This window comes from Flavobacterium sp. CFS9 (assembly GCF_041154745.1).
In the GTDB taxonomy this organism is placed as follows: domain Bacteria; phylum Bacteroidota; class Bacteroidia; order Flavobacteriales; family Flavobacteriaceae; genus Flavobacterium.
This window is the reverse complement of sequence record NZ_AP031573.1, coordinates 4,151,282-4,166,660: the sequence shown is the minus strand read 5'-3', so window position 1 is coordinate 4,166,660 and position 15,379 is coordinate 4,151,282. Positions and strand designations below refer to the sequence as shown.

9 protein-coding genes are annotated in these 15,379 nt (G+C 36.7%); 7 read left to right on the top strand and 2 right to left on the bottom strand.

What is annotated here, in order from left to right; all coding sequences use genetic code 11:
* The first annotated feature begins 6 nt into the window (after positions 1-6).
* The 3 genes from ACAM30_RS17505 to ACAM30_RS17495 all read left to right on the top strand — a co-directional run bounded on the left by ACAM30_RS17505 (position 7) and on the right by ACAM30_RS17495 (position 3,051).
* Complete coding sequence (locus ACAM30_RS17505; RefSeq protein ID WP_369615860.1) at positions 7-939, top strand: DUF4625 domain-containing protein; 933 nt, start codon at positions 7-9, stop codon at positions 937-939.
* Positions 940-961: 22 nt separating this feature from the next.
* Positions 962-2,176, top strand: coding sequence for a hypothetical protein (locus ACAM30_RS17500; protein WP_369615859.1), 1,215 nt, complete (start codon positions 962-964; stop codon positions 2,174-2,176).
* A 290-nt stretch (positions 2,177-2,466) separates the two neighbouring features.
* Positions 2,467-3,051 (top strand): hypothetical protein, encoded by a 585-nt coding sequence (locus ACAM30_RS17495; RefSeq protein WP_369615858.1) that lies wholly within the window; start codon positions 2,467-2,469, stop codon positions 3,049-3,051.
* Between the two features lie 443 nt (positions 3,052-3,494).
* On the opposite strand, the gene ACAM30_RS17490 is transcribed toward ACAM30_RS17495, so the two are convergent.
* Both ACAM30_RS17490 and ACAM30_RS17485 read right to left on the bottom strand, forming a co-directional pair.
* Positions 3,495-5,192 carry a ribonucleoside-diphosphate reductase subunit alpha gene (locus ACAM30_RS17490; protein WP_369618663.1) on the bottom strand — a complete coding sequence of 566 codons (1,698 nt, stop codon included), beginning with the start codon at positions 5,190-5,192 and terminating at the stop codon, positions 3,495-3,497.
* 17 nt (positions 5,193-5,209) lie between these two features.
* On the bottom strand, positions 5,210-6,184 hold the full coding sequence (locus ACAM30_RS17485) for a ribonucleotide-diphosphate reductase subunit beta (RefSeq protein WP_369615857.1): 975 nt from the start codon (positions 6,182-6,184) through the stop codon (positions 5,210-5,212).
* 603 nt (positions 6,185-6,787) lie between these two features.
* Between ACAM30_RS17485 and ACAM30_RS17480 the strand changes: the two genes are divergently transcribed.
* The 4 genes from ACAM30_RS17480 (at position 6,788) to ACAM30_RS17465 (ending at position 15,372) form a co-directional block, all read left to right on the top strand.
* Positions 6,788-7,342 (top strand): N-acetyltransferase family protein, encoded by a 555-nt coding sequence (locus ACAM30_RS17480; RefSeq protein ID WP_369615856.1) that lies wholly within the window; start codon positions 6,788-6,790, stop codon positions 7,340-7,342.
* Positions 7,343-7,733: 391 nt separating this feature from the next.
* Entirely contained in the window at positions 7,734-9,296 is a 1,563-nt protein-coding gene (locus ACAM30_RS17475; protein WP_369615855.1) for a histidine kinase, read from the top strand.
* A gap of 105 nt (positions 9,297-9,401) precedes the next feature.
* Positions 9,402-12,002: a zinc-dependent metalloprotease gene (locus ACAM30_RS17470; protein ID WP_369615854.1), complete on the top strand. Its 2,601-nt coding sequence runs from the start codon at positions 9,402-9,404 to the stop codon at positions 12,000-12,002.
* A 25-nt stretch (positions 12,003-12,027) separates the two neighbouring features.
* Positions 12,028-15,372, top strand: coding sequence for a SusC/RagA family TonB-linked outer membrane protein (locus tag ACAM30_RS17465; RefSeq protein WP_369615853.1), 3,345 nt, complete (start codon positions 12,028-12,030; stop codon positions 15,370-15,372).
* The last annotated feature ends 7 nt before the right edge of the window (positions 15,373-15,379 follow it).

Genomic DNA, 15,379 nt, shown 5'->3' with positions numbered 1-15,379 from the left:
TACCACATGAATTCAATCAATCAACCCAATGCCCTTATGAAAACGCTAAAATTAATACTGCTCTTTCTGGCTGTTTCTCTGTCTTTTACATCCTGTAGTAATGATGACGACAAAGAAGTTCTAAAGCCCAAAGCGGAAAATATTGAAATTGGTACTGCCAACAATAAAAAGGCCCTGATTGGCCGTGACTTTCACTTTAATGCCGATGTACTTGCCGGAGATAAAATTGCCGATGTGCAGTTGAAAATCCTTCCTATAAAAGGCGAAACTTATACCAAAGACTGGAAATTTGAATTGTCCTGGGCAGAATTTAAAGGCACGAAAAATACTAACGTACACAAGCACTTCAATATTCCGGCCGATGCTCCGGAAGGCAAATTTGATTTCTTCTTTATTGTTACAGACGAAAATGGCTCCACTCTTGAAATTAAAGAGATCATTACCATTACAGACCCTGCTAATTTGCCTGTCGATCCCGTAATTGGCCGCGATAATCTGTCCCGAAACGATAATCTGATTTACTACATGAATACCTGGGTTGAACCGGAACTTATCTTCAAAAAAAATGATCTTCTGACGGCGCATGCTCAGATAAGTCAAATTATGGGGGATGGAATTTTATATTCTGTTTTGATTAAAAAAAGTGCCAATTATTATCCTGAAAGTATCGACAAACTCGATTTGAAGAAAGTTATTGTCCTTTCAAAAGTCGAACATAAGGGTCTGGGGCCTGCTTCAAAAATTACTACCCTACAAAAAATAAACGGTGTTCTGGGCGGTCAAAGCATCACTATTGGTGCGGCTACAGATTTCGAAGGAACTCCAATAACGGGTGACAAAGCATGGCAATCCGGAACCTACAATTGGGTGATACTTTATAAAAATACAACACACAATATCAGCATCTTTAAATCGATGCCTATTACCATTAATTTTTAATAATCAACCTTAAACCTTTACCATGAAAAACAATTTTTACAAACTCATTTTCCTATTCGCCTTATCTGCAACTGTATTTTCCTGCAGCAACGACGATGACAATACTCCCGAAACTCCCAAAGAAGCTTTAACCGAGTATAAATTTTTAAGGATTTTACTTTCTGATGAAAAAACAACCGAAATCACATTGGTTAATCCGGTTGAAGCCACGATCAGCTCTTTTAATGCTAAATTTGCAAAATCTACTGTTTATACTACAGAATCCAAGCGATATGCAGGAATCATTCACAGAGCCAGCAATACAGTTGAAACTTTCGACAGCGGTTTTGAAGGCCATGGCGATCACGTGGATGTAGACGGAATCCCTAAATTTGGCGCTTTAATTGGTCAGTCGCCTATGCCTACCCATTTTAAAAGCAAAAGCGGAGAACTGATGACTTTTAATGACGGAGACGGTACATTGTCTGTTGCCAAAGAATCTGAAATAAATACTGCAGGAGCTAAATTTAAGACTATAAACGCAGGTTTGCTGGCTCATCACGGTGCCATGGCAACGTTTTCTAACGGTACTTATGCTATTACTGAAAAAGACAATTCGGTAGCAGGAACACTTCCGGAAAAAGTAAAAATCATTGACAATTCCGGTAAGACTCTTTTTAACGCAACAGTTGCTACGAAAGGCATTCACGGAAATGCCTCAGACGGAACTTATGCTGTTTTCGGATCGGCAAGCGGTGTTCTGGTAGTCGAAAGTAACGGAAAACAAAAGCTTATCACACTTCCGGCTGATTTTGGAACTGCCTGGTTTGGGACTATTCTGGAAACAAAAGCCCAAGGAAAATTTGTGGGATATACTGCTGCAAAAGGAGCTTACTTAATTGACGTGGCAAGTGAAACGATTAAACCTATTTTGGCAAGTACTGCCATCATGCAATGCAAAGTAAGTTTTAATGCCACTAAACTGGGAATCCTATTGCATACGGGCGAATTCAAACTGTACAATCTTACCAGCCTGCAACTTGAAAAAGAAGGTAAAGTTATTCCTGAAACTGCTACAGATGCGGCTTTAAAACCACAAATTCAGTTAACAGAGAACTTTGGTTATATTACTTCTCCAACTACAGGAGAATTACTGCAGTTGAATTTGTCTACCATGGCAATTGCAAAGAAAATCAAAGTTTCAAGTACGCCATATATGATTACGATTCTTGGCTTTGAAAACAGCAAAGGACACTAAAAAATACTATCAGCATATATTTTATCAAAAGGTCGGGACTTTACCCGGCCTTTTTAATTTTATTCCCATATAAAGACTCTCCCTGTTTTCCCTATCTTTTTTAATGAAAGCTTTTAGATATGCATTTCAAAAAACACTGTTCTTACAAAAAAATATTACTTTTACACGTATAAACAAATGATATACAAATAATTACACACTTAAAATCTAATTTCACTATTACTATTTCACGACAAACAGGTACACTCTTAACAAACAAAATACATGTTAACCCTTAATAATTGAGTACTATGAAACAAGTGTTATTACAAAATTTAGACGAGAGCAGAAGTAAAGATATTTTTCCATCGCTCGAAATAAAAGAAAATTTAGTCAATGTTTTTTTTCCGGAAGATACCCTGACACTTACTCAGAACTTATCAAGTGTGACAGCTGGTTTTTACGGTCTGCTATTAAAGAATATTGGTACCGCTTTCGGAAATGATAAAATGGACGAGCATTCTAAGAAATTATTTTTTGAATTAGGAAAACTGAAGACCATGCAGGCTTTTCAGCTATACCCCGCTCTGGAAAAAGATACAAGAGCATTTGCTGCAGTTGTTATTTATACGATATACAATTCAAGTCCGGAATACAACTTCAGGTTATTAAAATACACCCCCGAAAATACCATTTTAGAGCTTACCGGAGTTGATCGGTATTTGAAAATTCTAACGGAGCTAGGAATCGAAAAACACATTACTATCCCTACGTTTTTGCCTTTTGTGGGAGGAATCAAAGAAATCGTAAACATTCCTTGTCAGATCGATTATACGTTTGAAAGAACCAATCAGGACTTTGCCATTAAATCGGTGTACAGTATCAAACGGCTTTAATAATGGAAGCGTAGATTCAAAAACACAACATTAAAACCACTAATAATCAATACTTTAAAAATAATAAAAACCAAAAGTCAGGAAGAAAAGGGCTGAAAGCCCGAAAAGCAACAACATTGTGCGCAGCACGATGAATTAAATTCAAGGTACAGTATTGCCCTGAAAGGGCAAAAGCAAGCTTCTACCTTACAATTTTCAATAAAGACTAAACCGCTCTTTTATAAAATACAATTCAAAATGGTACAAATCCAGCTTTTGCATGTAAGCATCTGCCCTTTCAGGGCGTAACCGATATTTGTTATTATTACTGATGGTGCTGCATACCATCCTGTTGCTAAAGTTCTTTCAGAGCAATATTCCCAAAATCAAATAAAAACATGAGTGATCCTTTAAACCATATATCTCAAAAAAAAGACCGGATGCGACATCCGGTCTTTCGTACTTTATGATTCACAGCTGCTGCAGCTCACCAAACTGGTTACCAGTTCTTTTGATACACTTTGACTGCGTTGATAATACAAACTTTTGATACCAAGCTGCCAGGCTTCGATAAGCAGTCGGTTTACTTCTTTAATAGGTAAATCGGCAGGAATGTTCAAATTGATACTTTGCCCCTGATCTACAAACTTCTGACGTATAGAAGCCTGCTGTACAATCTCTAACTGACTGATTTCTTTAAAGGTTTTAAAAACGTCTTTCTCTTCTTTGGTCAGCTGTGTCATGTGCTGTACGCTTCCGCCATTGAGCATAATTTCTCTCCACACTTCTTCATTGTCCAATCCCTTTTGCTCCAATAAGATTTTAAGGTATTTATTTTTACGCATAAAATTTCCCTTGCTCAGACCTGCTTTGTAGTAATTACTGCTGAAAGGCTCAATTCCCGGTGAAGTCTGCCCTAAAATAGCCGATGATGATGTTGTTGGCGCAATAGCCATGGTGGTGGTATTGCGTCTTCCGTATCCTTTTAACAATTCCGGTTCACCATAAATTCTGGCCAGATCCTGAGTTGCTTTATCGGCTTTGTCACTGATATGCTGGAAAATTTCGGTGGTTTTCATCTTGGCCTCCATTCCTTCAAACGGAATCATATTTTTTTGCAGATACGAATGCCATCCCAGAACGCCAAGTCCAAGTGCACGGTGCCTTTTAGCAAATCGATTGGCTGCCGAAAGGTAATAATTCCCTTCTGTTTTTTCGATGAATTCCTGCAATACGGCATCCAGGAAAAAGATTGCTAATTTTACGGCTTCAGTATCTTTCCATTCATCGTAAAGCTCCAGATTCATTGAAGAAAGACAGCAAATAAAGGATTCGTCCAAACTGGAAGGCAGCATGATTTCGCTGCACAAATTACTGGCATTAATACGCAGATTTTTATCTTTATAAACCTGAGGTTTGTTTTTATTTACGTTGTCACTAAAGAAAATATAAGGCAATCCTTTTTGCTGACGGCTTTCTAATACCTTCGCCCAGATTTGTCTTTTGTCGACATCACCATCAATCATTTCCTGCATCCAGTAATCCGGTACGCAGATTCCGGTAAACAAATTCTGAATCGGGTTTCCGATACTTTTAATCTTCAAAAATTCCTCAATATCCGGGTGATCCACGTCTAAATAAGCAGCAAATGCTCCACGACGCACGCCTCCCTGAGAAATGGTGTCCATCGTAGTATCAAAAAGTTTCATAAAACTTACCGCTCCGCTGCTCTTACCATTGTCTGTAACAGCGCTTCCTCTTTCGCGTAATTCCCCAAAGTATCCCGAAGTTCCACCACCAATTTTCGTCTGCATAATCACCTCCCCCAGTTTATGGGTAATTCCTTCGATTTCATCGGGAACATGCACATTAAAGCACGAAATTGGCAATCCGCGTTCGGTTCCCATATTGGCCCAAACAGGCGAACTGATGCTCATCCAGCCGCGTTCGATCATTTCTACAAAAGATTCCTTTAATTCAGGTTTGTATAATCTTCGGGCTGCGGCGGTACAAATTCTGTCAATTGCACCTTCTACAGTCTCTCCCTTCAAAAGATAACCACGATTTAAGATTTGTTCACTTTCAGAGTTTTTCCACCACATTTTATTATCGGCTTCACTTAACGGAAGGCTGTTTGCTGAAGTTGTATCTATTGTATTCATCATTGTAATTTTGCTTTTTAGAACAGGTCGTCTGCGGTAATGCTTTTGTCGTGTTTAGTATATTCTACAGGTCTTTTGGCAAAGAAATCGTCAAGACTGTTGGCAAAAACTTCCTCTTCAAACCAGGCCATCGCTTTATAATCGTCTGCCGGAACATTAAAAATAGTCGGGATATTGATCTGAACCAGACTTTCGTCTATTCTGAATTTCATGAAATTAACCAAATCCGTTTTATTGATCGTTTCAATTTCACCTTCTTCAAAAATCCAATCTAATATATCGGCTTCTACTTCTATTGAATTTTTAACGGCTTCCCGAATCAGGTTTAATGTTTCTTCATCAAAATAATCCGGAAACTCCTCACGGATTTTGTTTACGATATAGATCCCTCCATTAGCATGAATCTGCTCGTCAATAGAAGTCCAGGCAATGATGTTACTCACATTTTTCATGTAGCCTTTGAATCGCGTAAAAGACAATAAAATTGCAAACTGACTGAAAAGCGACACATTTTCAATCAGAATACTGAACAAAATCAGTGAGATGACATACTTTTTGTTGTCCTGAGATTTGGTATCCTTAAGTACATCCGAAAGATAATCGACTCGTTTGCGGATGACCGGAATCTCCATCAGCTTTTCAAATTCATCGTTGTAACCTAAAACCTCCAGAAGACGTGAATAAGCCTCAGAATGTCTGAATTCACACTCAGCAAAAGTAGTCCCCAGTCCGTTGAATTCCGGCTTTGGAAAATGCTCGTAAATGTTTCCCCAAAAACTTTTCACGGCTACTTCTATCTGTGCAATCGCCAATAGACTATTCTTAATGGCAGTTTTCTCCGCGTGGTTTAAATGAGAATGAAAATCCTGTGTATCGGCTGTAAAATCAACCTCTGTATGAACCCAATATGCTTTATTTATGGCTTCTGTAAATTGCAAAACCTCCGGGTACTCGAAAGGTTTATAATTGATTCTTTTATCAAATATAGACATATATATAAGTATTAAATGGTGACTGAACCTGGATAAAAATGCTTCGTTCTTGGGGAGGTATTTAACGACATTTCTATAGTTACAAATTTAACCCCGAGATCTTTTTTCACCCCTTTTTTGATGTTAAAAAACAACGCAATTATCAACAGTTGTGCACCGCAAAATTGCCCATTAAATTTGCTATTTATCAACAGGGGGAAAATAAAGCTTAAGAGGCGAAATGTCAGTTATTTATATTAAATCTAAATAGAGTTATCAACAGCATAAGGACTAAAAAACGGCCTGACCCTAAAAACAGTTATCAACAGTCCTTTTTTAAAACTTAGTCTTTATACTACAAAAAGCATTGTTTTGGACAACAAGGAAAACGCCGGCTACTGCCATTTTTGAAATTATAATACGAGACTAGCTGAATAAAAAAGCACACTCAAAAACACATGTAAACAACTAACAATAAACACTTTAACTAATTAAAAACTACCTCCCAGATCGCTAATCATTTCTTAAGAAATTATGAAAAAAGCAAAATTTTATCACAAATATGAAGCAAAATTGAGTCATCTGTAAAAGTTGGTGTAATTTTGTACACTAAACGCATTTATCATGATGATCAGAAAAGCAACAATAGAAGATTCAGAAAATATTACAGCACTTTTACTGCTGGCAATGGAGGACATTATCTATAAATTTACAGGTGAAAAGGATCCTAAAACTGCCTACTATTTCCTGCTTCATTTTGTTGAAACCGAGAATAATCAATACTCTTATCAAAATTGTTATGTAGCGGAGGAAGACAATGAAATTATTGGCGCTGTTTCTGTTTATGATGGAGGACAATTGCACGCGTTGAGAAAACCAATTGTTGATTATGTTCGTCTGAATTTCAATCCGGATTTTAACCCTGAAGACGAAACACAAAGTGGAGAATTTTACATTGATTCAGTTGGTGTGAGTCCAAATCATCAGGGAAAAGGAGTTGGCTCTAAACTGCTGCAATTTTTAATTGACGACTATGTAACTCAAAATCAAAGGACTCTGGGACTATTGGTGGAAGACGCTAACCCGAATGCGAAAAAACTATATTTAAAATTAGGGTTTAAAGTAATGGGTACCAGAACTTTGGTAGGTAAAAATATGGAACATCTGCAGATTTCATAGTTTTTTTGTTTCAGGTTTCAAGTTTCAGGTTTGAAATGAGAATAGAATTCTGATGTAATTTAACCGCAAGGTCCGCAAAGATATTCGCAAGGTTCGCAAGTTTAAATATAGCTTTGCGAACCTTATTTTTTACAAAATCTGGCGTAACAAAAAACCTTGCGAACTTTGCGATTAAATTCTCTAAGCTTACACATATTCCAAACTTGAAACCTGAAACCTAAAACTTTTTCACTGTTAACAAGATTTTTACTAAACGTACCCTTCGAAATACTGTTAACTTTTGCTAACTACAACAGTATCAAATAAAAAGTTTTATATTTGCACCCTGAAAAAAATAAAACTTATAGTTCTTTAAGGCCTGAGATACTGCCTTATCTTTTAATCCGCATCGTTGAAATTTACTTTTAAAAATACCTTTTCCCGCAGGAACTTCTTCATTTTAGGAATTATTTTCATTGTCCTCACACTGCTTTCAATTTATATTCTGAGCAGTTTTATAACGGAGATCACCGAAAAATCAAATACTGCCACTGAAGAACGAGGCTTTCTGAAAAAGCAGGAAGTACTTGTACAGGAATTGTCCCATTTTTTAGAAACTCAAAAGGAGTTAAAACGCATTGTGGAAATGAGCAATACCAGGAATCTGTCGGATAATCTGAAGGTACTTAGCACGATTCACGCCAATGACAGTCTTATTAAAAACAACTGGTTTCAGATTAATAAAGAGCATATCACTTTTGTAACGGCTAAAAACAGTCCTAATCTGGAAGCTTCCATCAAAGATTTTGCTGTCAAAAACGGAAATCTCAGTGCCTACAATTGCATTGTTGAAAATAATCAGGACTTCTTCTGGCGTATTTATTACAAGTATACCGCGACAAACGGCACGATCATTCGATACGGGTATGACATTGATTTAAAAGCTCTTCAAACCTATTTTTCTACTATTGACCAAAAAGCACTCAATTATGCTTTTGTATTTGATAAAAAAGGGACCATCCTCTACCATCCTGAAGTAAAATTGCTGAAGAAGAATGTTTTCAAAATCACTAACCTTCGTGCAAGTGATACTACTTTTGCCAATACAAACAGCTTCAACCGACAAATTGCACTTTCGGAATATCTGGGTCTTGACATTGTACGCTATACCAAACGTCTCAATCTAAAAGGAACGGATTGGTACATCTGTGTCAATTTTGCGGAGAAAATATCCAATGAAGATGTCAATACCGTAAAAAAGTATGCTTCACTAATTTACATCGTTACGACAGCTATTTTAATCGTGTTCTTTTACTTGTTTACCCTTTTCACCCGCAAAAATTTCAGGGAAAAGGAAGTACTGGCGCAGGAAAAAAACAACCTTTTGATCGAAAATGAAAAAATTAATAAAGAGAAAGCACTCATTCAGCTGCAGCAATTAAAAGAGCAGATCAATCCGCATTTTCTGTTCAACTCGCTGAATTCGTTATATATGCTTATTGAAAGTAACACGGCTGTGGCGCGGAAATTCACTCTGAATCTGTCCAAAATTTACCGATATCTGATTACGCCCCCGGTTAATAATATTGTTACGGTACAGGAAGAATTGCTTTTTATTGAAAAGTATATCTTTTTGCAGCAAACCCGTTTTACGAAAGAATTTGTCTTTTCGATCCAAATCGAAGACGAAAATAACCTGGCTAAAAAAGTGCCTTATCTGGCTTTTCAGATCGCGGTAGAAAACGCCATAAAACACAATATCGCTTCTGAAGAAACCCCTTTAAAAATAACAATTGACATTAAAGAAAACGTTGTAATTATTACCAATAATTTAAACGAAAAGCAAAACTTTGGCAAAGAATCCAAGTTTGGTCACAAATACTTAGAAATTATTTACAAATATTATGCTAAGGACGATTTCAAAGCCTTCAAAAAAGACGGCGATTTTACTTGCATTTTGCCTTTAATTGGATAAAAGAAAACATTCACTCCCGAAAAAAAGCCACTCACTCCATTTTGTTTTTTTTAACGTTACCCCTGCAATATTTTTAGCCAAAAATTAACCTAAACTTAACTTTCAATGAGAGAAAAGGCATTGTTGATAAACCTAAAAAATATCGTTTTATTGGTATTGGTACTGAGCACCAGTACGATGGTTTCTCAAAAAAAGAACAAAAAGAATAAAGAAGACAAAACTGTACAAGTTAAAGATTCATTAAAAGATTCGAAAGGAAAAAAGTATGACGATCTTGTTAAAAAAGGAACTTTCAAGAAAGGACTTTTTAACACCATCCAGGTCAAAACAGATTTATACCTGGAAATTAACGATTCTCTTTTTCAAAGAGAGTTTTTAGTAGTCAACAAAATCTCGAGTGTTCCTTTGCCTGTTAATGATGCCGGATTGAATAAAGGAATGAACTACGAGAATAAAATTATAACGTTTCACAAAGATTTAGTTGCCAAAAAAGTTTGGGTAAAATCTTCTGTTCCAAAAGTTTCATCGCCTGTTGGAGATGCTATTACGGCTTCGGTAAACAGTAATTTCTCAGAATCTATTATTGAAGTTTTTGATATTGAAACCAAGAATAACGATTCGACTTCGGTTGTCATCAAGGCCAATAAAGTTTTCGATGGTAAACAAAAGAGTTTCAATGATGTGTTGAGTAACATTGGCTTTGGCGGATCTGTGAAATCTGAACTATCCTATATCGAAAATGTAAAAACGTTTCCTAAAAATATTGTTGTAAAATCGCAGCTTACGACATCAGTAAGCGAAGGCGGTCCTGCCCTTTCGGTTACCCTTGGAGTGACATCCAACATTATTTTGCTGGATAAAACACCAATGCAGCCGCGTTTCGCAGACAAACGTGTGGGGTATTTCTCTGAAAAACACTGGTATTTCAGCGACAGCCAGCATGCAATGCAGGAGAAAGAGTTAATTACACGCTGGAGGCTGGAGCCTAAAAAGGAAGATATCGAGAAATACCGCAAAGGCGAATTGGTAGAACCAAAAAAGCCAATTGTGTATTATATCGATCCTTCGACACCAAAACAATGGCGTTCTTATATTATTGAGGGAGTTCGTGACTGGCAGGTTGCTTTTGAAAGAGCCGGATTTAAAAATGCCGTGATCGCCAAAGAACCTACTGAGGAAGATACAGATTTTGATGTCGATGATGTACGTTATTCTGTAATTACGTATGTGGCTTCACCAAAATCTAACGCTATGGGGCCTGCAGTGGTGGATCCGAGAAGCGGTGAAATTATAGAATCGGATATTATCTGGTGGCACAATGTAATGACTTCGCTGCAAAGCTGGATGCGCATTCAGACCGGTGCTATTGATCCGAAAGCCAGAGGAAACAAATTTAGTGACGAACACATGGGAGAAGCGATCCGTTTTGTATCGTCTCATGAAGTCGGACATACTTTTGGTTTAAAGCACAATATGGGGGCTTCGTTTGCTTATCCGGTGGAATCGTTAAGGTCTAAAGATTTTACAGCGAAAATGGGCGGAACTGCTCCATCTATCATGGATTATGCCCGTTACAATTATATCGCTCAGCCTGAAGACCATGTTGAAGCGATTACGCCAAAAATTGGTGAATACGATAAATATGCTATCGAATGGGGTTACAAATGGTATGCTGATCAAAAAGAAGAACACACTGCACTTAACGATCTGATTGCAAAACATCAGAATGATCCGGTTTATTTCTACGGAGAGCAGCAGGATGGTGACAGTACCATTGACCCGCGTTCGCAATCTGAAGATTTAGGTGACGATGCCATGAAAGCCAGCGAATACGGACTTAAAAACCTTAAAAAAGTGGTGGGTAAAATCCTTGAATGGACGTACGACAAAGATGAGTCTTACTATCAAACGGGTAAACTTTACATCGGAGCAATTGGTCAGTGGAATCTTTACAACTACCATGTGTTAACCAATGTGGGAGGAATTTATTTGAATACCACGGTACATGGTGACAACAAGGCGAGTTATATTCCGGTTCCGGCTGCCATTCAAAAAAGAGCTGTTTCGTATTTATTGAAAAACAGTATTGCACTTCCGGAATGGTTGTTTTTCAATCCGATTCTGGACAAAACAAATCCGTTGAAAGACTCTCCTCTTGGGCCTTATGAGTACACTCCTTATACCCTGGCAAGAGAATTACAATATGGAATTTTATACAACCTGTTAAGTGATGATCGTTTGTTGAGAATTACCGAAAATGAGCTGTTCCAACGCAATGAAGCGAAAGAAAATGTTTATACCGTAACACAATTATTCAAAACCGTTCACCAAAACATTTTCGCTCCTACGATTCAAAACAAATCGCTTACGATTATGGAACGTATGACGCAGAAGAACTATGTAGATGTATTGATTGTTTCCACCAATAAACTTTTTGAGAAAACAGACAGCAAGAAAATCATTCAGTTAGAAGAGACTTTAAGAATGCCTCATTTATGCGATTATCTGGACCAATCAAAAATGGCACGCAACATCAATCAGTCTTCCTTAAAGAGAGTTTCTGAAGTGACTTCTGATAAAAAAGGAGAATTGAATCAGATTCTGAAACTTTTAAAGACGAAAAGAAACATTGGAAATCAGGAGACAAAGAATCACTATTTCGATCTGATCCAGCGTATTGAAAAAGCATTAACTAACACACTTTAAATTAACATAATCCAAAAACAACCCAATGAAAAATTTATTTTACATGCTGAGTTTCCTACTTGCCCTCTCGGGGTTTGCGCAGGAAAGGACTATTAAAGGAAAGGTACTAGATGCCAAAGACGGACTGCCGATACCGGGAGTTACCATTGCTGTCGAAAACAGTTCCGTATCCAACAACACCTCTGAAAAAGGAGTAATTCAAAGTGCCGGTCTGGGAACCGTAAGTGACTTTGACGGTGCATTTGAATTGAAAATAAACAATAATGTCAAATCTCTGAGGGTAACTTATATGGGTTATCTACCTTATACCATTGACATTACAGATAAAAATCAGTACAATATTTCTTTAAAGTCAGATGTAAGCGAATTAAAAGAAATCGTAGTTACCGGTTATCAAAAAATCGAAAAAAGAAAGCTGACATCTGCTGTTGCCAAAGTGGATATGGCTGATATCAAACAAGCAGGTGTTGCGAGTTTAGATCAAATGTTAGTAGGTCAGGTTGCGGGTGTTGCGGTAACACAACAAACAGGAGCTCCGGGAACCATTGCAAAAATCAGAGTTCGTGGTACTGCCTCTCTTAATGGTGCACAAGATCCGTTATGGGTTTTGGATGGTTTGCCACTTGAAGGAAATGACGTTCCTCAAAATTATGACAAAGACAATATTGATGTTTTAAGCAATTTTTCTATCGCAGGTTTAAATCCTGAGGATATTAAAGATATTACCATATTGAAAGATGCTGCTGCAACTGCCATTTACGGAGCAAGAGCTGCAAACGGTGTTATTGTTGTAACGACTAAAAAAGGAAAAAAAGGAAGCATGAAAGTAGATTTGAATGTCAATACTTTTGTGACTCAAAAACCTGATTTTTCTAAATTAAACCTTTTAAATGCTTCTCAAAAAGTAGATTTTGAACTTTCGCTGGCTTCAAGAGAAGATTTGACTTACAGAGACGGTAACGGAGAAATTTCCCGTATTCTTAAACAGGCTAATGAATTAGGAGTCTACAGATCGGGAGGTTTTTCGTCTCTAAGTCCAACAACACAAAACTCAATCAACGCTTTAAGAAACACCAATACCAATTGGGGCGATTTATTGTACAGAAGTGCCATCAACAAACAATATACATTAAGTTTATCCGGTGGTGGAGAAAAATCTGATTACTATTTCTCTTTAGGAGCTTACAACGAAGAAGGTGCTACTATCGGAACTGGTTTTGACCGATACAACCTTACTTTAAAAAACAACTTTGATGTAACGGATAAATTACATGTTGGAGTTGGAATTTTTGGTACACAAAGTAAAAAATCATCTTATATTTCAGATACAGACACTTTTACAAATCCTGCTAATTACTCCAGAAACGCAAATCCATATTTAGCTCCATTAAACGCTGATGGAAGTTATAATTATGATAAAGACATGACCGGATATGGAAATGGAAGTGTATATATTCCTTTTAATTACTTAGAAGAAAGAGAAAATACCAATTACGAATTGACAACAAGATCTATAAAAGCATTACTTGACGTTGATTATAAGATTACAAAAGGATTAAAAGCAAGCACTCAGATTGGTTTACAGTTTGACAATAATGCTTCTGAAAAATATGCTGGTAAAGACACTTACTTTACAAGAAAAGAAAGAGAAAAAACAAGTGTATTTGCAAATGGAGCTTATACTTATTTCCTTCCTGTTGGCGGAATTATTCAAAATTCAAACACTGACTTTTTCCAATACAACTGGAAAACGATGTTAAACTACAACACTACTCTTGGAGGAAAACATGAGTTAGAATTTATGTTGGGTAATGAGTTAAGAAAAAATAAAAGTACAGCTATTAATACAAAAGGTTTTGGTTTTGACCCGAAAACATTGACCACAACTCAAATTATTTTTCCAACCCAAAGTTATGCATCTAATCCAACCTATAGAACGTATTTAAAGAGTGAAAACGAAAATGCATTTGCATCATTCTTCGCAACAGCATCTTATACTTATGACAGAAAATATACGTTCTTTGGAAGTGTTCGTTACGACGGTTCAGATTTATTTGGTGCAGATCCTAAATACAAATACTTACCATTGTGGGCTGTTTCAGGTTCATGGGCAGTATCTGAAGAAGATTTCTTAAAAGACAATGACGTAGTTTCTAATTTAAGATTACGTGCATCTTATGGTTTACAAGGAAATATCGACAAAAATACTTCTCCGTATGTAGTTGGAACAAATCAAACAACTATTATTTTACCAGGACAATCAGAACCTATTATTAGTGTAACTTCTCCTCCAAATGATAAATTAAGATGGGAAAAAACGACCAATACCAACTTTGGAATGGATCTGGGATTATTCAACAACCGTATCAACATTGTAACTGATGTTTACGGAAGAAAAAGTACTGATTTAATTGGTTTACAATCACTTCCTGTTGAAAACGGTTTTGAATATACAAATGCTAACTGGGCACAGGTAACCAATAGAGGTTTTGAGATTGCTTTGTCAACTTCAAACATCAATCGTCCAAACTTTAAATGGAACACGACTATTAATTTTGCTCATAATAAGAGTACTGTTGATCGTATTCAGACAAGATCTAACAGCTATTTACCTTCAAGACAAGGATTACCTGTTAATGCCGTATTTGCATTAAAAACGAACGGAATTGATGAAAGTGGTTTCCCTTTATTTGTAAATAAAAAAGGAGAAACGGTAAACACGCAAACTCTTTTTGGTCTTTTTGATCCTTATGCAGATTTTTTCCCGGGAGTTTTCTCGCAATCAAAACTTACGAATGAAGAAACAAGAGATTTGTTTACTTATGTTGGAGATGCAGATCCTAAATTTACCGGAGGTTTTATCAACACTTTTAAAGTTCATAATTTTGATCTTACTATTGCTACCACTTTCAATCTTAAACAAACTGTTGTTGAAAAACCAAATTTTAATGGTACACAATTAGATCGTGGTCAAAACTACACTACGGATGTACTTAATGCATGGTCACCTACTAATACTGGTTCCAATATCCCCGGAATTACTAGTCCAACTTCAGGAACAGGAGATTCATGGATGGCTTACCAATGGTTTTCTCCAGCAGGAGCGCCACTTAATGTTTACAACTATTTAGATACCTGGGTTCATGAAATGAGCTATATGCGTTTAAGCAGCGTTCGTTTAGGGTATTCATTGCCTAAAACAGCCACAAAAACGTTGTTTATGGACAGCATTAGATTTAGTATCGAAGGAAGAAACTTATTCGTAATCAGCTCTGATTATAAAGGTTACTTTGACCCTGAAACGTTCGGAAATATCTATGCACAACCAATCCCAAGATCAATATCTTTAGGATGTAACCTAACTTTTTAATCTGATT

Excerpts from the sequence above, each read along its gene's own strand:
- ACAM30_RS17505 (WP_369615860.1), top strand. The coding sequence starts at position 7 with ATGAATTCAATCAATCAACCCAATGCCCTTATGAAAACGCTAAAATTA.
- ACAM30_RS17500 (WP_369615859.1), top strand. The coding sequence starts at position 962 with ATGAAAAACAATTTTTACAAACTCATTTTCCTATTCGCCTTATCTGCA.
- ACAM30_RS17495 (WP_369615858.1), top strand. The coding sequence starts at position 2,467 with ATGAAACAAGTGTTATTACAAAATTTAGACGAGAGCAGAAGTAAAGAT.
- ACAM30_RS17490 (WP_369618663.1), bottom strand. The coding sequence starts at position 5,192 with ATGAATACAATAGATACAACTTCAGCAAACAGCCTTCCGTTAAGTGAA.
- ACAM30_RS17485 (WP_369615857.1), bottom strand. The coding sequence starts at position 6,184 with ATGTCTATATTTGATAAAAGAATCAATTATAAACCTTTCGAGTACCCG.
- ACAM30_RS17480 (WP_369615856.1), top strand. The coding sequence starts at position 6,788 with ATGATGATCAGAAAAGCAACAATAGAAGATTCAGAAAATATTACAGCA.
- ACAM30_RS17470 (WP_369615854.1), top strand. The coding sequence starts at position 9,402 with ATGAGAGAAAAGGCATTGTTGATAAACCTAAAAAATATCGTTTTATTG.
- ACAM30_RS17465 (WP_369615853.1), top strand. The coding sequence starts at position 12,028 with ATGAAAAATTTATTTTACATGCTGAGTTTCCTACTTGCCCTCTCGGGG.